Source organism: Bacillus pfraonensis (assembly GCF_050768835.1).
Lineage (GTDB): Bacteria > Bacillota > Bacilli > Bacillales > Bacillaceae_G > Bacillus_A > Bacillus_A pfraonensis.
Map to the genome: position 1 here is coordinate 54,072 of NZ_JAHCDO010000017.1, position 19,385 is coordinate 73,456.

Genomic DNA, 19,385 nt, shown 5'->3' on the forward strand with positions numbered 1-19,385 from the left:
AAATGAGAGCAAAAACAAAGTTAATTCATGGTATTCGCATAGGAGAACCTTCAACTGGATCTGTGAACGTACCAATTTATCAAACAAGTACGTATAAACAAGAAGCGGTTGGTAAACACCAAGGATACGAATATTCACGTACAGGAAATCCAACACGTGCAGCATTAGAAGAAATGATTGCAGTGCTAGAAAATGGTCATGCGGGATTTGCATTTGGATCAGGGATGGCTGCTATTACAGCAACGATTATGTTATTCTCAAAAGGAGATCATGTCATTTTAACAGATGACGTATACGGCGGAACATATCGTGTAATTACAAAAGTATTGAATCGATTTGGTATTGAACATACATTTGTAGATACAACAAATGTAGATGAAGTAGCAGAAGCAGTTCGTCCAAACACGAAAGCAATTTATGTAGAAACACCAACAAATCCACTATTAAAAATTACAGATATTAAGCAAATTTCTACATTTGCAAAAGAGAAAGGTTTACTAACAATTATTGATAATACATTCATGACGCCATACTGGCAGTCACCAATTTCTTTAGGAGCAGATATTGTGCTTCATAGTGCAACGAAATATTTAGGGGGACATAGCGATGTTGTTGCCGGACTAGTTGTTGTTAATAGCTCACAATTAGCAGAAGATCTTCATTTCGTTCAAAATTCAACAGGTGGCATTCTTGGACCGCAAGACAGCTTTTTATTACTTCGTGGTTTAAAAACATTAGGAATTCGTATGGAAGAGCATGAAACAAATTCACGCGCGATTGCTGAGTTTTTAAACAATCATCCAAAAGTAAATAAAGTATACTATCCAGGCCTTGAAGCACATCCAAATCATGCATTAGCGAAAGAGCAAGCTGGTGGATACGGTGCAATTATTTCATTTGATGTAGACAGCGAAGAAACGCTAAATAAAGTACTTGAGAAAGTACAGTACTTTACACTTGCTGAAAGTTTAGGAGCAGTAGAAAGCTTAATTTCTATTCCAGCACAAATGACTCACGCATCTATCCCAGCAGATCGCCGTAAAGAGTTAGGAATTACCGATACATTAATCCGCATTTCTGTCGGCATTGAAGATGGGGAAGACTTAATTGAAGATTTAGCACAGGCTTTAGCATAATGGAAAAGCACTGCTCAAAGAGGGCGGTGCTTTTTTAAGATTAATTTGTGAATTTTTTCACAAATTAGACACACACAAATAAAAATATTTCGTGTATAGTAAAAGCAAGAAATGATGCTTCACACATATATTTGTGAAATGTTTCACAAATAATAGAATTCATGTAGGAAAAGTAACTCTATTTTTTTTACGCTAATAAGGACTCATTAAGGCCGTGAGGGACTCTTTAAGACCAAGTAGCAGAATAGGAGGAATTTACATGGTAGTCAAAGAGAAAGTTGTAAATGAAATGCAAGAAATAACAGAGATGATTGACACGTTGGTGAAGAATGGTCAGGAAGCTTTACGAGCATTAGAGAATTTTACACAAGAGCAAATTGACGACATTGTACATGAAATGGCACTTGCGGGTGTAGACCAACATATGCCACTTGCAAAAATGGCTGTTGAGGAAACAGGGCGCGGTGTATATGAAGATAAATGTATCAAAAATATTTTTGCCACTGAATATATTTGGCACAGTATGAAAAAAGATAAAACAGTAGGAATCATTCATGAGGATCCCCATGAAGAAATGATAGAAATTGCAGAACCAGTCGGTGTAGTTGCTGGGGTAACACCAGTAACGAATCCAACTTCGACAACGATGTTTAAAGCGTTAATCGCAATGAAAACAAGAAATCCAATTATCTTTGCATTTCATCCTTCCGCACAAAATTGTTCGATTGCAGCGGCTAAAACGTTATATGATGCAGCAGTGAAGGCGGGGGCGCCAAATGGCTGTATTCAATGGGTTGATAAACCTTCTGTTGAGGCGACAAAGCAATTAATGAATCATGAAGGTGTTGCACTCGTTCTAGCAACTGGAGGCGCGGGGATGGTGAAATCAGCGTATTCTACTGGTAAACCAGCCTTAGGCGTAGGACCTGGAAACGTACCTTGTTATATAGAAAAATCTGCACATGTAAAACGTGCTGTAAATGATTTAATTTTATCAAAAACATTTGATAACGGTATGATTTGTGCTTCTGAACAAGCAATCATTGTAGACAAAGAAATTTACAATCATGTGAAAGAAGAAATGATAGCAAATAATTGTTACTTTGTAACAGAAGATGAACGGAAAAAATTAGAGAAACTTGTCATTAATGAAAATACATGTGCAGTAAATAGTGATATTGTTGGGAAATCAGCATATTATATTGCGGCATTAGTGGGAATTACTGTACCAGAAGATACAAAAATGCTGGTTGCTGAAGTTAAAGGCGTAGGTGCTGATTACCCACTATCTCGTGAAAAACTAAGCTCGGTATTAGCTTGTGTAAAAGCGAATTCACTGGAAGAAGGATTTACATATTGTGAAGGTATGTTAGATCTTGGTGGTTTAGGACATTCAGCAGTTATTCATTCGACAAATAAAGAAGTACAAAAACAATTTGGTTTACGTATGAAAGCGTGCCGTCTCATTGTAAATGCTCCGTCATCACAAGGCGGAATTGGTGATATATATAATGCATTTATTCCATCACTTACACTTGGATGCGGTTCATATGGAAAGAACTCTGTTTCTCAAAACGTAACGGCAACACATCTATTAAATATAAAAAGACTTGCAAGTAGAAAAAAGAATATGCAGTGGTTCAAATTACCACCTAAAATTTATTTTGAAAAGCATGCGACAGGATATTTAGAAAATATGCCGAATATTTCACGAGCATTTATTGTAACGGATCCTGGAATGGTTGAGCATGGATATGTCGATACAGTAACGCACTATTTACGTAAACATACAAATGATGTAAAGGTGGAAGTATTCTTTGAAGTAGAGCCAGATCCATCAGATGAAACGGTATTTAAAGGTGCCGAAATGATGAGAAGTTTCAAGCCGGATGTGATAATCGCTCTTGGTGGTGGATCGGCAATGGATGCAGCAAAAGGAATGTGGCTCTTCTATGAGCATCCAGAAACAACATTCTTTGGCATTAAGCAGAAGTTTTTAGATATAAGAAAACGTACATGTAAATATCCGAAACTTGGAAACAAGGCGCAATTTGTTGCAATCCCAACAACATCAGGAACAGGATCAGAAGTGACACCATTTGCGGTTATTACAGATAAAAAGAACAATATAAAATATCCGCTTGCTGATTATGAATTAACACCAGATGTAGCGATTGTTGATCCACAATTTGTGATGACAGTACCTCCGCATATAACTGCAGATACTGGAATGGATGTATTAACACATGCCATTGAAGCGTACGTGTCTATTATGGCAAATGATTATACAGATGGTTTAGCATTAAAAGCAATTGATCTTGTATTTAAATATTTACCAAGAGCATACACAGACGGGAATGATGAAGAGGCACGTGAGAAAATGCATAACGCTTCTGCAATTGCTGGAATGGCGTTTGCCAATGCATTTCTTGGTATTAATCATAGCTTGGCACATAAAATTGGACCGGAATTTCATATTCCACACGGTCGTGCCAATGCAATCTTAATGCCGCACGTCATTCGTTATAATGCAATCAAACCGAGAAAACATGCATTGTTCCCAAAATATGAGCACTTTGTTGCTGACGAACGTTATGCACATATCGCGAGAATGCTTGGTCTTCCAGCAAGTACAATGGAAGAAGGTGTGGAATCATTAGTACAAGCAATTATTGCTCTTGGAAAAGAATTAAATATAAATATGAGCATTGCTGGACAAGGTGTGGAACAAGAAGCATTTGAAGAGGTTGTTGGCACGTTAGCAGAAAGAGCTTTCGAAGATCAGTGCACAACAGCAAATCCTAAATTACCCCTTATTTCAGAGTTAAAAGAAGTATATATGCAGGCATACAAAGGTGTGTAATGAATGAGAAAGAGCCACTAGAAATGCGGCTCTTTTTCCTTTGGAAAACTTCTCCCTCATTGGCTGCATTTACTTGTCTCAGAGACTATTAGAATATGATAGAGTGAGAGGGAGGAGTGGTAGAAGTATGAAAGAATTACAACAGAAAATAGCAGATTATATTCGCTTCGGTCAAGTTCTTCTTGCACTAGCCACATTTTTAATGATTGGTTTATTGATTCCGAATGGAGGAAGAGAAACTGTGCAATCCTTTGCAATGATGGGTGTTATTGTTTTGTTTTTAGGACTGTCATTTTTCTTTTTCAAGCGTGTTAAAGCGCTGCGTGACAAGTTAGAGGAGAACGAATATGAATCAAATTAATAGATGAAACGCTATGAAAAGAGAGTATCTTTTTGTAGCGTTTTTTTGTATAAGTAAAATTTTGCAGAAAATGTATGTGTTCAATATTGACAATGATAATTGTTATCAATTAAAGTAGAATAGTAGTTAATGATTATCATTATCAATTAGAGGTGAAGAAATGAAAAAATATATAGCGCTGTTTACAGCGATTTGTTCTATTTTTTTCTTACTGATTGGTTGCGGTACAAAGGAAAACGAAAAAGCGTCCGCAACAAAAACAGACAAAGACAAAAAACAAATCGAAATTACAGACTTCTCAGACAGAAAAGTAACATTTGATAAAGCACCAAAAAGTTTTGCCACATTGAGTGTTGGTGATATGGATATAATTCATGCATTAGGTGGTGAAATTATTGGTCGCCCAGATACGAAGTTACCACTTTCAGATGAATTAAAGAAAGCACAAGTAATTGGGAATGCGCATCAACCAAACTTTGAGCAAATTGCTAGCTTAAAGCCAGATCTTCTTGTAGCAAATAACGGATTTCAAAAAAGTATCCCAACGGTTGAGGGGCAAGGTACAAAAGTAATGATTTCCTCTGCAAACTCCGTAAAAGATATTCAGAAGAGTATTAACATATATGGAACGCTAATGCAGAAAGAAGATAAAGCAAAAGAATTAAATCAAAAAATAAATGATCAAATGAAAAAATATGAGAAAAAGAGCAATGTAAAAGCATTGTTAGTTTACGGAGCACCAGGTACATATTTAGCAGCATTACCAAATTCTTTATCAGGTGATATTTTAGAAAAAACAGGTGGTAAGAACATTGCTACTGAGTTTCCTAAAATGAAAGAATATCCGCAGTACGCACAATTAAGCGTAGAACGTATTATTGAAGCGAATCCAGATGTGATCTTCTTAATTACACACGGCGACCCTGAAGGTGTAAAAAAAGCATTTGAAGGGGAAATGATGAAAAATGAAGCATGGAAAAATTTAGAGGCAGTGAAACAAAACCGCGTGGTTATTTTACCGCCTCATTTATTCGGTTCAAATCCTGGAACGAAAGTAACGGAAGCAATGGACTTTATGTATAAAAGTATACAAGATGTAAGGAAATGATGAACATGCAGAGTGATGCAGTAGTAAAAGAAAAGGTACATCCTTTTGCAAAGAAAAGATGGGTCTTGACGGTTAGTTTAACTTCATTAACCGCCCTTGCCTTTTTTTATGGACTTGTTGCAGGGAGTTTATCCTTTTCATTACAGGACATTGCAGGAGGTATACAAGATGAAAATTCGACAGTACACCGAATTGTGTGGGATCTTCGAATACCACGTGTACTCGTTGGATTTATTGTAGGAACATGCTTAGCCGCCTCGGGATCTTTATTGCAAGGGGTTATGCGAAACCCCCTTGCTGATCCTGGGGTTATCGGGGTTTCATCAGGAGCAGGGCTCGTTGCAATCGTTATTATGATTTTATTTCCACAACATATGGCATTTCTTCCGCTAGGAGCATTTTTAGGAGCGTTCATTACAGCGATGGTGATTTACGCTTTATCATGGCAAAAAGGAGCACCTCCATCTCGAATTGTGTTAGTCGGTGTTTCGATAAATGCGCTAATTGGTGCCGCAACTTCAGCGTTAATGTTACTCCATAGCGATAAAGTACAATCTGTATTACCGTGGCTCGCAGGTGGAATTGGCGGTGTAAGTTGGGCGCATTTTCATATGATTATTTATTATGCAATCTTCGCTATTATTTTAGCTTTCATTGGTATTAAACACATTCGCGTGCTTATGCTTGGAGATGAAATGGCAAAGTTACTTGGACACAATGTAGAACGTAGTCGTTTTTTCTTAATCGTAGTAAGCACACTATTAGCTGGAATTGCGGTAAGTGTTTCTGGACTTATTGGGTTTGTGGGATTAGTAGTTCCTCACATGTTACGTTTGTTAGTCGGAAATGATTATCGGTATTTATTACCGTTATCTTGTTTAGGCGGTGGGGTGTTACTTGTTTTTGCAGATGCAATTGCGAGAAGTTGGTTTGATCCAATTGAATTACCTGTTGGAATATTACTCTCCTTCCTAGGGGGACCATTCTTCTTATACTTAATTCAGAGAGGAGGAAAACAACGTGCTTTCCGTTAAAGAGGTGTGTTATGCACATTCAGAGAGGTTCCAACTTCAAAAACTGAATGTACATATTGAAGCGGGTGAAATTGTTAGTTTAATTGGGCCCAATGGATCAGGGAAGTCGACATTATTGCGTCTAATAGCAAGATTACTGGCCCCTGGTACGGGCGAAATTATTTTGGATGGAAAAAATATTCATAGTATGAAAAGTGCAGATGTTGCAAAGAATTTGGCGATGTTGCCACAAATGCAGGACAACCAGTTAGATTTAACAGTCAAAGAATTAGTGGAGTTTGGCAGACAACCTCATAGGTCATGGAATAGCCGTTTAGATAAAGAGGATGAGGAGATTGTTACTTGGGCGCTATCTGTTACAAAACTAGCAGGATATGAATACCGGCTTTTGCAGTCTTTATCAGGTGGGGAAAGACAGCGTGCTTGGATTGCGATGACACTTGCGCAGCGCACGAATGTTTTATTATTAGATGAACCAACAACTTTTTTGGATATTGTCCATCAATTAGAAGTAATGGAGTTAGTCAAACGATTGAATGAAGAATTTGGTATGACGATTATAATGGTTCTTCATGATATTAATCAAGCGGCTCAATATAGTGATCGTTTACTTGTTTTAAAACAAGGAGAAATCCAATATGATGGGATGCCAGAATGTGTATTATGCCACCAAATGTTTCAGCAAGTCTTTGGAATTGAGGTCGACATTTTTCAAGGAAGTGAGAAACCATTTTTTACACCAAAACGAATTTGTGACAAGGGAGGAGAACGATGCAAACAGAAAAACGTATTGCCACTGAATTAGTAAGAGAATTTGTTATGGCAGCTCATGGGGATTTGAATAGGGTTCAGGAACTTTTAGTAGAATATCCTGGTTTGCTTCATGTTTCTTATAATTGGGGCGGGGCAGATTGGGAAAGTGCATTAGGAGCAGCTGCACATGTAGGTCGCAGAGATATTGCGTTTTATTTATTAGAAAAAGGAGCACGTATGGATATCTTTGCTGCAGCAATGCTTGGAGAACTTGAAATTGTTCAAGCTATTTTAGTCGCACAACCAGAAGCGCTATACGCAGCAGGGCCGCATGGTATTCCCCTTATCCAGCATGCAAGAATGGGCGGGGAAGAAGCACAAAGTGTTTTTGAATACTTAACAGCTCTTACATAAATAATTACAAATGCTTCTTATGTGCGGTAAACCTTCTACTTGGAAGATTGGAAGGTTTACCGCCCGTTAGAACGGGATAAATACCTAGTATATAACTGAAAATCCTACACCCCCCTCAGAGTTGTAGTTTTCTTTATACTAGTTATGATATGGATGCAGTAGACAGATTTTTGTCTACTGTCTTTTTTATTCACAAAACACATCCCTTATAAAATGAAAGAAATGGTGCTCTAAAAACCTTTCATTTCGAATTTTTCCATATTGTATGTTAGCTCGTTTATAATAGATGTAAAAGTTACCATATATTGTACATTCTAAAATATATGTAGAAAAAGGGGGCTAGGGGATATGTTCCATACAGATCGTTTACAATTTCGTAAATATACAATGAACGATTTAGAGTTTTACGCTTCTTTATGGGGAAACGAGAAAGTGATGCGCTATATTGGGAACGGAACGCCAAAAACATACGTGCAGTGTAAAAAAAGTCTGGAAAACTGGGTTCTTCCTAGTTATAAAAACGGTTTAGGCTTATTTTTAATGATTGAAAAGGATACAGGTACACCAATTGGTCATGCAGGTCTTGTGCGGCAACAAGTAGAGGAAAAAGAAGAAATTGAGATTGGCTATTGGCTACTTCCAGAGTATTGGGGAAAAGGATATGGAAAGGAAGCAGCAACAGCGTTTCGAGACTACGGCTTTCAGGCATTAGGGTTAAATAAGCTCATTTCTCTTATTAATCCAGATCATCCTGCTTCTATTTTTGTTGCTAGAAAAACAGGACTCAGTTATGAAAAAACGGTATCATTTCATGGGATAGATGTTCTTGTATATGCAATCAAAAGAGCAGGATAAAAATTTCTCCCTCTTTTTAAAAGGTAATGCTTAAATCTTAAAGAATAATATATAACAATAAAAGGGGGGATGGGATTGTATATTTATCATAACGGACTTATTATTCGAGAAGGAACGACAGGTGTACCAGCTTATGCAATTAAAAGTTTATTTGAAGATGCAGGCTGGAGTAACAATAGCATTCCATCATGGCAAATTGAAAAATTTACGATAGCATTTGAAAACTCTACATGGGCTTTTACAGTTTGGGATGATGAAGAGATGATTGCGATGGTTCGCGTTATTTCCGATCAGATCATGGCTGCCAATATTATGGATTTAGTTGTGAAATGTGAATATAGGGGGAAAGGTTTAGGAAAGAAACTCGTTTCACTTTGTATGCAAAAACTACCTCATGGAGATTGGTTTGCTCATACTTCTGCTAATAATTTTGATTTTTATCGCAGTTGCGGCTTTGAGGTGCGGGATTTATCTCAAAGTGGGACATGTGCTTATTATGGTTATAACGAAGCAAAAAAAGAGGGACATCGATAGCCTCATTAGATAATAGAAAGAATGTAGAAAAGATTGCTAAGCGATAGAATCGGTGTATCGTAATCAAAAAGGAAAAAAGGTATTAATAGGATCAAGTTATGGGATTATACGAGAATAATACAAAAAGCTTGTTTTCAAAAATGAAAAACAGGCTTTTTGTATTGTCTTTTAATATACACGCTTTCGATTTTCAGCATGGCTGGAGATAAGTAATAGTGCAGCCTCATCACCAATATTACGTACAATATGTGGTACGCATGCGCTCCAGGAAAAAGAATCTCCTTCTTCGACAATTGCGATATCTTCTCCATGCTGCACTTCTAATTTCCCGCGTAAAACAAGATGGCATTCTTCACCTTCATGAGCGTTTGGTGTGTTTTCTTTTGGGAAACCAATAGGAATTTCTACTAAAGATAAGCGAAGACCACCTTGTTCAGCGACATGTTCAATCTTCTGTTCATCTTTTCCATACACACTGTATTTTCGTTCTTCTTTTTTTACAATTTTCATGCGATCTTTTTGCTCAAGTAATAAGTAAGGAAGAGGGACATTTAAAAAATTAGAAATTGTTTCTAAAGTTGAGATAGATGGAGAGGTTTTGTTATTCTCGACTTGACTCATAAAACCTTTAGAAAGCCCTGTTCCTTCGCAAATTTGAGCGATCGTTATGCCTCTGCGTTGACGAATTTCACGTATTGCAGAACCGATATTCATACGAATCAAGCTCCTTTTTGTAGACAACTATTTGTATCATAGCAAATATTTTTCATTTTTTCTCAAGAAAAATGAATTGACGAATAAAAAAAATTATTGTATGTTTTGTAATGTGAATAAAAGTTCTATATAACAAAACTATAAAGGAGAGAATAAAATGAATCAACATATTGGTAATTTAATTATTCGTATCGTATTAGGGGTAACATTTTTTATGCATGGTTTGGCAAAGTTCCAATCAGGCATTGATAATATTGCAGGGTGGTTTACAAGTATTGGTTTACCCGGAGCTCTTGCATACGGCGTAGCGACAGTAGAATTAGTTGGTGGTCTATTATTGATTATCGGTTTAGGTGTACGTTATATTGGATTATTATTTGCACTTATTTTAGTGGGAGCAATTATAAAAGTAAAATGGTCTGCTGGTTTACTAGGAGATGGAAAGAATCCAGGGTACGAATTAGATCTTGCATTATTAGCAATGGGCCTTTATTTATTTGTTGCCAAGGCTGAAGGTTTTGTAGATAATTTCTTAAAAGCAACTGTATTCAAAAAAGACTAATCGAAATGGGGGCATAACAATATGAGCTTTCAACTTCATCCCAATACAACACTCGGTGCGGTTCATTTATATGTATCGAACTTACAACAGTCTATAGCATTTTATACGGATGTATTACGACTGAAACTGATAAAAGAAGAAGAGAAGATTGCTACACTTGGCAATGAAAATAATGAACCACTTCTTATAATAGAGGAGAAAGAAAATGCTCTTCCAAAACAAAGAAGTCGCACTGGTTTATATCACTTTGCAATCTTACTACCAAGTAGACAAGATTTGGCAAATGTTCTTCGTCACCTTGTGAAGAAAGTATATCCGTTACACGGTGGGGCAGATCATTACTTTAGCGAAGCGATTTATTTAGCTGACCCAGATGGAAATGGAATCGAAATTTATCAAGATCGTCAAAGAGAAGTATGGCGCGATGAAAAGGGAGAGCTTCCGTTTGTTAGTAACCCATTAGATGGTGAAGGATTATTACAACAAGGAAATGAGTGGAATGGATTTCCAAGCGGAACAGTAATGGGACATATCCATTTACATGTTGCTGATTTAGAAGAAGCAAAACGCTTTTATGTAGATGGGCTTGGATTTGAAGTGACGATTCCAGCTCGAAACGGTGCATTATTTGTTTCAGCAGGTGGTTATCATCATCATGTTGGTTTAAATACATGGCAAGGTGAAGGTGTGCCGCCCCAAATGCCAAATTCTGTCGGCTTGAAATATTTCACAATTGTACTAGCAGATGAAAAAGAAAAAGAGAAAGTATGTGAAAGCTTAAAATATATTGGCACGGTTGCGACGTACAAAGATGGAATATTGCAAGTAGAAGATCCGTTTGGTCACTGTATTCACTTCATTACAAAAAGAGAAGCCTAATCAAGGCTTCTCTTTTTTACTTTCTTATAATTGCTTTTTCATTTTGTAAAAAAAGCTCATTAAACTGTCTCGCGAGCTCAAAATCAAGTTTAGTTAAACCTTTTGCGTTCCATGATGACAAAGTAATAATGACTGCTTTATACTGAATAAGGATAAATGGATGATGATTATGTTCTTCTGATAGTTTGGCGGCTTCAGAGACAAATTCGACACCCTTTAAGTAGTCGGAAAACATATATTTTCTTTCAATCCATTTTTCATCTTTCACTGTCCATTTATCTAACTTTGTTAATTCTTCTTGTACTTCTTCATCTGTTAGGCGTTGCATTCTTTTTCACATCCTTTATTGGGAGTAGGGCAAGACCATTGTTAATCAAGCGCTGTACAGATTCGTTTTCTGTAAAGGTAGAGAGCTGCTCTAGTAATGCGGTAGATGCTTGGTGTCCTTTGTTATGCTCTAAAAGTAATTCTAAAATTTCAAGACGAAGTAACCATTCCTTTGTATAGAACTTATTTAGTACCTCTTGAATGGTTCCTAATTGCTCTACGTGTGAATTTTGTAACACGCCTTCATTTCGAATGTCACGAACTGTTTGATACATACGATCAAGCTCTGTTAATGTAAGTGGTGCTGATGTTTCTTCTACTTCCTCATCTACCGGGAAGAATGCAGCTGCATCTGCTGCGCCTGGGAATACAGAAGAGATTTTTGCCCCAACTGCCATGTCAAACGCTCCCCATGAAGCATCAAATAATAGACGATCTTTGTAAACCACTGTGCAATCTGTAAATGAAATAAGAGCGATTCTCTCATTGTTTTTCACAATATCCTTTACTGTTCCTTTTACATGAACACCGCTGGCAAAGGATAGTTCCGCACGATTACCGATGATAATGCCTAGTGATTGTAACTCCTCATCAGTGCGATCTTCGAGTGAGATATTGCCTTCCAATAAACCAACTGGCGTACCAAAGCCATCTTGATGTACAGCTGTAGAATGCCCCTGCAATTGTTTATTGTTTAGCGCTAATGCTGTCGGTGTATTTGTTTTCATGTAAATGACTTCACCAACATCATTTTGAATCATCTCCGCAAATGTACCTGTAATTTGTAATCCACTACTTAGCTCAGCAGTTGCGTTGTTTTCAGAACGAATTGCTTTTTCTAATCCTTCTGCACCACCGGTTTTGAAAGCCATTGTTTCAGAAAATTTCTCAAGTGCTTCTGTTAACTCTTCAAATGAATCGCATACAAATAGCTGAGGCTGCATTTTTGTAACATCATATGTTGTTTTTGTGCAAGCTTCAATTGAGAATGGAACTTTTTCTACGGCGTCTGTTAAGCAATACTTACTTTCACCAACAGAAGAAAGCAGGCCAGCTCCGTAGATTTTAGGGTTGTCTACATCTCCAATTAAACCGTACTCGACTGTCCACCAGAAAAGACGAGAAATTTGTTCTGCTTCTGATAAACCAGAAACAAGTTTTTGCTTTTCGACAACTTCTTTTTCAGCCGCTACAACTTCTTCTGGTGTAGAGGTTGGACTTTCTTTTACAATTGTTAATGTGCGTACAGCTTCAAAAGCATCATGCTCTTCTTTCGTTGAAAATGCTTTTGCTCCAATTTGTCCAAATCGTTTTACATACTTTGCATATGTAGGGTCAAGTAAAATCGGTGCATGTCCAGCTGCTTCATGAACAATATCAGGCGCTGGTGTATATTCAATGTTTTCCACTTTACGAATATCTGTTGCGATTGGTAATAAACCATAACCTTGGAAATCAAAGAATGCTACACCAGGAATTAGTCCATCAATCGTTACAGCTCCCCAACCGCTCGGTGCTAAGCACTCATTCATTTCTTCCACCTTTGGAATTGCATCTATATTAATACCGGATGATTGAAGTCCGTTCACATAGGCTGGATGAGCAACATCTTTTAAAAAGTTATGGTTTTGTCTCATAATGTAACGCCACACAGCGTGATTAACTGGTGTGTACTGATCGTAATGCTGCGTAGATACAAATGGTTTTAAATGTGATGGAATTTCTGTTTTCTTTGTCATTAGATACATCCTCCTTTTTTATCTGCAAAAACTGTTACAGTTACTTTTGTGTATATCACCCCCCTTTCAAAAATTGTAAGCGCTTATAAAATTTTATCATAAGATTCGGAATTATTTAACATTTGTTTTCGTGAGAAATAGAAAAAGCCCTCATCGAAAAGCTCGATAAGGGCGAAAAAATCACGGTACCACCTTATTTGTAAGTGGGAATTTTCTTTCTTTTCAGTTACTTTATTTCTAAATCAACATTTAATTCTGATTTATTTCCAGCAGCATCCGTTGCCACAATGTGAATTGTATTTTTTCCTTGCTGTAATTGAGCGCGGTCAAAATAAATGCCAAAGTTCTTTTCCCAAGCGTTCACAAATGCAAGTTCCCATGTTCCATTTCCATTGATTTCATACTGCATTGTAACAGGAAGCCCAGGAGCAATCCAGCCTGACTCTGTCATCCAATCTAGTAATATATCGTCGACTTTTCCTTTTGCAGCGTTTCAGCATGTGTACTCAATGCGCCAAAGCTGGAAAAAACGAGTGCCATACTTAGTAATGCAGATGTAGTTTTTTTTATTGAAACTCCCTCTAATAAAATGTGCCAACCCTCTCAAAATGTATCGATAATCCTCTCGTATTGATTTGTGCAAAACAACATGAATGTTGGCTACATCATAAATTTGACATAATACCACAAAGTCATCTGAAAATTATAAATATTTTTATAGTTTTTGTTATGAAAAATGTAAAAATATAGGTTGTTTTGTTGAGTTTTTAGGGATTTTGTATATAGCAGACTAAATGTGAGGGATGCTATGAAAAAGGAAAAGAGGTGAGATTATATCGTGAAAAAAATGATGGCTAGTTGCTCTATAGCTGTAATTCTATTTTTTCTTATGATATCAGTTAGTAGTGCAGAGAGTAGAGCGATTCAAGTTGCTTTCATTCGTAACCATAATCTTTGGATAAAAATCGATGTAAAAGAAAAACAAATAACAAAAGGAGAGTACATAACAAAACCTAAATGGTCATACGATGGAAAATGGATTGCATACGGAAAAGGAGAAGAACAAAATCGGCTTGAATTGTACCGCGTCACGGATGGAAAAAAAGTTGTTCCGTCTCAGACAGAAGCAACGAATTATCAATGGTCGCCGGTAAAAAATATAATTGCATTTGAATTTACAGGTACATTAAATACATTCGATGTAGAAAAGAAGGATGCAACGTTTGAAAATGTATCATCAGGTGTGGGGGACTATGCATGGTATCCGGATGGAAAGAGATTTCTTGTTTCATCTGAGGCTCAGTTGCTTCCGACGGGCTGGACAGGAGCGCAACTATACGAAGTACAAAAGGATGCTGGAATGAATCCAAATAAAATGAAGCATCTGTATTCATTACCGAGTATGCAGGAGGATTTCTTAGCTTATGTTGCAAGTGATTTCAAATGGTCTCCAAATCAAAAGTGGATTGCTTTTTTAGCTGTACCAACTGCTTCGTGGTCAGCAGATAGTAATACGCTTTGTCTTTTGAAAGCGAATGGAAGTCATTTTAAAAAGGTAGATCAAATGTTATTAAACAGTGGGTGGATACAATGGGCGCCATCGAAAAATATATTAGCCTATATTGAAGGAAGTGGAAGATTTGCGTTAGAAAATAAACATTTAAAAGTAAAGGAATTACCTGCTCTTCAACAAGAAAAATTTACTCCGAAAGGATATGTCGATTGGGATTTTACATGGCATAGTAATGAAGTTATTACACTTTCAAGAGCAAGAGAAATGGAGTGGGAAAACGAAGAAGAAAAAAGATCATTACCTTCTTTATACCAAGTAAATATTCAAACAAATCGGCAACGTCAAATTACAACTCCTCCAAAAAAATATGGAGATTACAATCCAGTTTATATAAAAAGTGAAAATCAACTGACATGGGTGCGCTCTAATCGTAAAAAGGCAGATATGTGGTTGGCGAATGGGGATGGATCAAAAGTGAAGAAGTGGATTGAAAATATAGATGTTCCCCAGCCATATTATGAAAAGTGGAATTGGGAGGATGTTATTTCCGTAAAAGAGGATTAAACAAAGCCACCTAAAATATACTTTTTAGGTGGCTTTGTTTAGAATGTGTACCGATTATTTGTGCGTTTTATTTGGTTTCTTTTTTCCAGGGTTTCCATTCCCTTGACGTTTTCTGTTTTGCTCGTCTTTCGCTTGTTTTTCGTGTATTGTGTCTAAAAAATCATTTGAGTTACTCATTGATGAATCCTCCTGTAGGTTTCGTTGTATCTCTTTTACTATATCCATTTAGGAAGGAATCATAAGCTGAAAATTAAAAGGTTGTATGATTTTGTATAGTTTTTTCGGCTTGCATACATTTTTGAATCCATGCTAATTCGTATCGGGAAACTGATAAAATACGTGTATGTAAATGCCCAATGTGAAAAATGTGCTTTGCAGTACACCATTCTGCACATAATTTGTACAGTTCGTAATGCAAAGGATCTTCGTCCCAATAAACAGGAATTTGTTTTATATTAGCTAACCAATACATATATGCACGAGTATGACCGTCAGTAAAGATAATTTTATCGTCTAATTGCTTAACGGGTAATGGTGAATTTGTCACTGTTTGCAAGGCTGAAAAGGATTGCTGTAATCGTATGATTTTTACTTCATTTAAAAATAATTGACTGGGTTGAATTTCAGATAAATCGAGTAAGAAAGACTTCATTTTGTATCACTCTACTTTTCGTTTGTTCAAGCACTCATTTTTCTTCGGTAATATAAATAATAAATTCCATACATTAGGAAGAGAATAAGTAAAATTTGTAATTCTACATTCTCTTGTGAAATTTTCGCGAAAGAATCTGGCAAGTAAGGTGATTTTTGTCCTCCCTCTAAACCTAATAATTTATTGAAGAGACTAATGATGCAAAACAGAAACACGCCTGACCAACTCGCTACAATCGCTTTATATTTAATTTCTTTTTCACGCTCATCATCTTTCATCCAAGGTGCGGAATTTTTATCGCTTGTAAAGAAACCATTTATGTATCATACCGATAAAATAAATTACCCAATTCATAATTTGTAAGTTCCCTCTTTAAAGATAAAACTGTAAAAAGTATTTTACATAAATTATCATAATAATTTCCAATTGATATGTCAAAACTTTTTTACAGGATATCTGGAAGGAATTAGGGAGGAGATGTAGAAGATTAGAGACTATGCAAAAGCAATAGCAAAAAAAATCATATATTTTCATTTTTCATGGGAGGATTGAAACTATGAAACTTATATTTATAAGACATGGTGAGGGTAAACATACAAAAGATTTACCAAAAAGTTTGCAAATAGAAAATCCTCCTTTGACAACAGAAGGTGAAAAACAAGCGTTGTTACTTCGAAGTAGTTTACCACTAACAGAAAATGATGTATTAATAGCAAGCCCCACATTTCGCACATTACAAACTGCAGCAATATGGAGCTCGCAAGTAATTTGCCGTAAAATAACTCATCCATATATTTCTCCTCGTATTTTTCCTTATCGTGAAGGAGCAAGAACATTACTATGTGACAGGTTGTTAGATACAAAGGTAATTCAAGAGTTATTTCCTAGTTTTTCTTTAAGAGAAAGCACAAATGATATGTTATGTAATCAGGGGATAAATACGATTTCAGATAAGGAATTTCAGAATAGAGCAGATGAATTTATCAATTGGTGTTATACATTAAAGGCTGAAAGGATCTGCATCGTTTCCCATGATGGAACAATTACAGCATATAGACAATATTTACAAAAGCAGAGATTAACAAGAGAGGATTTTTTAGAAGAAACAGGTGTGTATGAAATAAACTTATGAATGGAGGTTTTTTGTTTGAATATTGCGTTAATAGTCGGCGATAATTCTGATTTAGAAGCACAATCGCTGCGAGCGACGCTTGAGTATTTTGGAGCAAGAGTTATTACATATTGGATTGGTCGACCTCGGGATTTGATGGATGTTCTTTCAGGGAAAAGTTTGTATGAAGATATAGATTATATTATTTTTTGCTTTCATGGTGAAGAAGGGGAATTTGTAATAGAAGAATTAGGAGAAGATGTCTATGAGAAAGATGAACCGAGAGGAAACTTTGGTGTAACTGAAATTAAACAATATGCAAAATTGCATAATAAATATATTATCAATAACGGCTGTACTTTAGGTGATCCAAAACTTGTAGAAGCATTTTTAAATAGTGGTGTAAAAACTTATATAGGTTCAACCGATTATGTGGATGGAAATGCGGCACTTATGTTGACAATACGCATATTTTATGAGGTTATCAATCATCAAAAAACAATAGATGATGCATTTCAAGTTGCAAAATCATTAGATAACGAGACACTTACATTTGAATTATATAAATAATAAAACGTGTTTATCCGAATATAGGATAAACACGTTTCACATTTACCACACAATTCTTTCACACTTTCTTAATGAAAATCATTATCAATTATGTTATGATATTTTCAAGTTTTTACAGGGAAACAAAGTAACTATATAAATATTAGTTTTTGACATGAAATGAAAATTTCACAAATTATTCATAATTTACATTTTAAAAATAAGTAACTAATGTTATGATAATACCTGTAACCAACTTAATTACATCTTTAGGAGGAAGATATGGCTATTCAATTTTTAAGAGAGAACAAAGCAGTTTCTTTTGTGTTAGCGGTTATCCGTGTTTATCTTGGATACACATGGCTAATGGCTGGAATCGGGAAACTACAGGGAAAAGGGTTTGACGCAACGGGATACTTACAAGGGGCTATTGAAAAATCAAAAGGAGCACAACCAGCGGTGCAGTCTTGGTGGGCATCATTTTTACAAGACTTTGCAATTCCGAATGTGGATCTATTCAACACACTTGTAACATGGGGAGAAATTCTAGTTGGAATTGGTTTAATTGTAGGTTGTTTAACAAAAACAGCTGTCTTTTTTGGCCTTGTAATGAACTTTTCCTATATGTTTAGTGGGTCTCTAGGTGTAAATCCACAAATGGTTATTTTATCTATGTTCGTTTTAGTTGCTGGCATGAATGCTGGAAAAATTGGACTTGATGGCTGGGTTGTACCTAAACTATTAGGCTCAAAAACTCAAAAAGGGCAGAAGCAAGCTGCTTAATATATGAAACGGGTATCTTAAAGGTGAGATACCCGTTTTTGTTACTTTGTTGTTTCGATTGGGTGCTTGTCAAAGAATTCTTTTACATAGTTCATAAATTCTTTCGGTTCTTGGCGGAAGGGTGCGTGATACCCTTTTTCTATAATATGGAAGGTGCTGTTTTTTAAAAATTGATGATAAGACTCGCCTTCTTTCCATGACACACTACTGTCATTTCTCCCCCAAATAATTAAAGTTGGAAGTTTAATTTCACTAGCATTAATACGAAGACGTCTAGGCCACATTTTCATTTGGTTATAATGCTCCGTATCATCGCGCTTAAATTTCACTTTGCTTTCATCATAATCTGTAATAGAAGAAACAGTATGTAAATCATTTGATAACTGGGGTTTAGGGGAAGCGTTTTTATTCGTTAATGATATAGCGCCTGTAGCATCAGTTAAAATGAGATGAGTAACTGCAGCTGGATATAGATATGTTAAATTAAGAGAAATTTCTCCTCCCATGGAGTGACCAAGTACTGCAAATGTATCATAGCCTAATTTTTTCATTAACTTATAGTAAAGGTTGGCGTGATTTGGAAAAGAATAATGAAAATCCATCGGTTTGGATGAATGACCAAAGCCTAAAATATCAACAGAGATGACTGTATGATCTTTTGCTAAGTCTGAATAAATATCGCTAAAACCATTGGAAGATCCGCCAAACCCATGAAGCATGAGTAAAGGTGGTTTTTTATCCCCAATTTGTTTGAAATAAATAGTTTGTCCGTCTATTTCAACCATTTTTTCATCCGTACTTAGTTTTGTTGCAATTGTATTTTTTACTTGTTTCACTTTTTCTACTGGTTTTTCGGTAGCGTTGCAACTTACTAATAATGTGAGAGCAAGGCAACCAACCATACCATATTTTAGTCGTTTCAAATAGGTGTCCC

At 36.1% G+C, this 19,385-nt stretch carries 21 protein-coding genes and 2 pseudogenes; 15 read left to right on the top strand and 8 right to left on the bottom strand.

Going from position 1 to position 19,385, the window contains the following annotated elements:
• Window positions 1–2: 2 nt before the first annotated feature.
• The 9 genes from KFD70_RS17720 to KFD70_RS17760 all read left to right on the top strand — a co-directional run bounded on the left by KFD70_RS17720 (window position 3) and on the right by KFD70_RS17760 (window position 9,058).
• Window positions 3–1,136 carry a bifunctional cystathionine gamma-lyase/homocysteine desulfhydrase gene (locus KFD70_RS17720; RefSeq protein WP_336450183.1) on the top strand — a complete coding sequence of 378 codons (1,134 nt, stop codon included), beginning with the start codon at window positions 3–5 and terminating at the stop codon, window positions 1,134–1,136.
• Window positions 1,137–1,395: 259 nt separating this feature from the next.
• A complete protein-coding gene (gene adhE / locus KFD70_RS17725; RefSeq protein WP_431613252.1) occupies window positions 1,396–3,999 on the top strand; it encodes a bifunctional acetaldehyde-CoA/alcohol dehydrogenase in 2,604 nt (867 codons plus the stop codon).
• 127 nt (window positions 4,000–4,126) lie between these two features.
• Window positions 4,127–4,360 carry a YrhC family protein gene (locus tag KFD70_RS17730; RefSeq protein WP_336450181.1) on the top strand — a complete coding sequence of 78 codons (234 nt, stop codon included), beginning with the start codon at window positions 4,127–4,129 and terminating at the stop codon, window positions 4,358–4,360.
• Window positions 4,361–4,520: 160 nt separating this feature from the next.
• On the top strand, window positions 4,521–5,468 hold the full coding sequence (locus tag KFD70_RS17735; RefSeq protein WP_336450180.1) for a helical backbone metal receptor: 948 nt from the start codon (window positions 4,521–4,523) through the stop codon (window positions 5,466–5,468).
• 5 nt (window positions 5,469–5,473) lie between these two features.
• Complete coding sequence (locus tag KFD70_RS17740; protein WP_336450621.1) at window positions 5,474–6,502, top strand: FecCD family ABC transporter permease; 1,029 nt, start codon at window positions 5,474–5,476, stop codon at window positions 6,500–6,502.
• A complete protein-coding gene (locus tag KFD70_RS17745) occupies window positions 6,489–7,307 on the top strand; it encodes an ABC transporter ATP-binding protein (RefSeq protein WP_431613253.1) in 819 nt (272 codons plus the stop codon). Before KFD70_RS17740 ends, KFD70_RS17745 begins: the two co-directional genes overlap by 14 nt.
• Window positions 7,274–7,669 (top strand): ankyrin repeat domain-containing protein, encoded by a 396-nt coding sequence (locus KFD70_RS17750; protein ID WP_431613254.1) that lies wholly within the window; start codon window positions 7,274–7,276, stop codon window positions 7,667–7,669. The genes KFD70_RS17745 and KFD70_RS17750 overlap by 34 nt, the downstream gene beginning before the upstream one ends.
• Before the next feature lie 348 nt (window positions 7,670–8,017).
• On the top strand, window positions 8,018–8,524 hold the full coding sequence (locus KFD70_RS17755; RefSeq protein WP_431613255.1) for a GNAT family N-acetyltransferase: 507 nt from the start codon (window positions 8,018–8,020) through the stop codon (window positions 8,522–8,524).
• Window positions 8,525–8,599: 75 nt separating this feature from the next.
• Window positions 8,600–9,058, top strand: coding sequence for a GNAT family N-acetyltransferase (locus tag KFD70_RS17760; protein ID WP_336450176.1), 459 nt, complete (start codon window positions 8,600–8,602; stop codon window positions 9,056–9,058).
• A gap of 168 nt (window positions 9,059–9,226) precedes the next feature.
• Here KFD70_RS17760 and KFD70_RS17765 read toward each other — a convergent pair whose 3' ends face one another.
• Window positions 9,227–9,772, bottom strand: coding sequence for a helix-turn-helix domain-containing protein (locus tag KFD70_RS17765; protein ID WP_174098927.1), 546 nt, complete (start codon window positions 9,770–9,772; stop codon window positions 9,227–9,229).
• Window positions 9,773–9,929: 157 nt separating this feature from the next.
• Between KFD70_RS17765 and KFD70_RS17770 the strand changes: the two genes are divergently transcribed.
• Window positions 9,930–10,334: a DoxX family protein gene (locus KFD70_RS17770; protein ID WP_431613256.1), complete on the top strand. Its 405-nt coding sequence runs from the start codon at window positions 9,930–9,932 to the stop codon at window positions 10,332–10,334.
• 21 nt (window positions 10,335–10,355) lie between these two features.
• Window positions 10,356–11,213 carry a VOC family protein gene (locus KFD70_RS17775; protein ID WP_431613257.1) on the top strand — a complete coding sequence of 286 codons (858 nt, stop codon included), beginning with the start codon at window positions 10,356–10,358 and terminating at the stop codon, window positions 11,211–11,213.
• A gap of 16 nt (window positions 11,214–11,229) precedes the next feature.
• Here KFD70_RS17775 and KFD70_RS17780 read toward each other — a convergent pair whose 3' ends face one another.
• The 3 genes and pseudogenes from KFD70_RS17780 to KFD70_RS17790 form a co-directional block, all read right to left on the bottom strand.
• Window positions 11,230–11,541 carry a 4a-hydroxytetrahydrobiopterin dehydratase gene (locus KFD70_RS17780; protein ID WP_277818426.1) on the bottom strand — a complete coding sequence of 104 codons (312 nt, stop codon included), beginning with the start codon at window positions 11,539–11,541 and terminating at the stop codon, window positions 11,230–11,232.
• Window positions 11,522–13,279: an aromatic amino acid hydroxylase gene (locus KFD70_RS17785; protein WP_431613258.1), complete on the bottom strand. Its 1,758-nt coding sequence runs from the start codon at window positions 13,277–13,279 to the stop codon at window positions 11,522–11,524. Before KFD70_RS17785 ends, KFD70_RS17780 begins: the two co-directional genes overlap by 20 nt.
• Before the next feature lie 226 nt (window positions 13,280–13,505).
• Window positions 13,506–13,763, bottom strand: a pseudogene (locus tag KFD70_RS17790) (Ig-like domain-containing protein); the annotation flags it as partial.
• Window positions 13,764–14,168: 405 nt separating this feature from the next.
• Here KFD70_RS17790 and KFD70_RS17795 point away from each other — a divergent pair.
• Entirely contained in the window at window positions 14,169–15,356 is a 1,188-nt protein-coding gene (locus tag KFD70_RS17795; protein ID WP_431613268.1) for a TolB family protein, read from the top strand.
• 54 nt (window positions 15,357–15,410) lie between these two features.
• Here the strand turns inward: KFD70_RS17795 and KFD70_RS17800 are convergent, their stop codons facing one another.
• The 3 genes and pseudogenes from KFD70_RS17800 to KFD70_RS17810 all read right to left on the bottom strand — a co-directional run bounded on the left by KFD70_RS17800 (window position 15,411) and on the right by KFD70_RS17810 (window position 16,362).
• Window positions 15,411–15,533 (bottom strand): DUF4023 domain-containing protein, encoded by a 123-nt coding sequence (locus tag KFD70_RS17800; RefSeq protein ID WP_003200562.1) that lies wholly within the window; start codon window positions 15,531–15,533, stop codon window positions 15,411–15,413.
• A gap of 73 nt (window positions 15,534–15,606) precedes the next feature.
• Entirely contained in the window at window positions 15,607–16,008 is a 402-nt protein-coding gene (locus KFD70_RS17805) for a hypothetical protein (protein WP_431613259.1), read from the bottom strand.
• Between the two features lie 26 nt (window positions 16,009–16,034).
• Window positions 16,035–16,362: pseudogene (locus KFD70_RS17810) on the bottom strand (phosphoglycerate mutase).
• A gap of 202 nt (window positions 16,363–16,564) precedes the next feature.
• On the opposite strand from KFD70_RS17810, the gene KFD70_RS17815 reads away from it, so the two are divergent.
• The 3 genes from KFD70_RS17815 (at window position 16,565) to KFD70_RS17825 (ending at window position 18,451) form a co-directional block, all read left to right on the top strand.
• Window positions 16,565–17,140: a histidine phosphatase family protein gene (locus KFD70_RS17815; RefSeq protein WP_431613260.1), complete on the top strand. Its 576-nt coding sequence runs from the start codon at window positions 16,565–16,567 to the stop codon at window positions 17,138–17,140.
• Entirely contained in the window at window positions 17,141–17,689 is a 549-nt protein-coding gene (locus KFD70_RS17820; protein ID WP_431613261.1) for a delta-aminolevulinic acid dehydratase, read from the top strand. It begins immediately after the preceding gene.
• 261 nt (window positions 17,690–17,950) lie between these two features.
• Window positions 17,951–18,451 (top strand): DoxX family protein, encoded by a 501-nt coding sequence (locus KFD70_RS17825; protein WP_336450168.1) that lies wholly within the window; start codon window positions 17,951–17,953, stop codon window positions 18,449–18,451.
• Between the two features lie 41 nt (window positions 18,452–18,492).
• Here the strand turns inward: KFD70_RS17825 and KFD70_RS17830 are convergent, their stop codons facing one another.
• Entirely contained in the window at window positions 18,493–19,374 is an 882-nt protein-coding gene (locus tag KFD70_RS17830) for an alpha/beta fold hydrolase (RefSeq protein WP_431613262.1), read from the bottom strand.
• Between the last annotated feature and the right edge of the window lie 11 nt (window positions 19,375–19,385).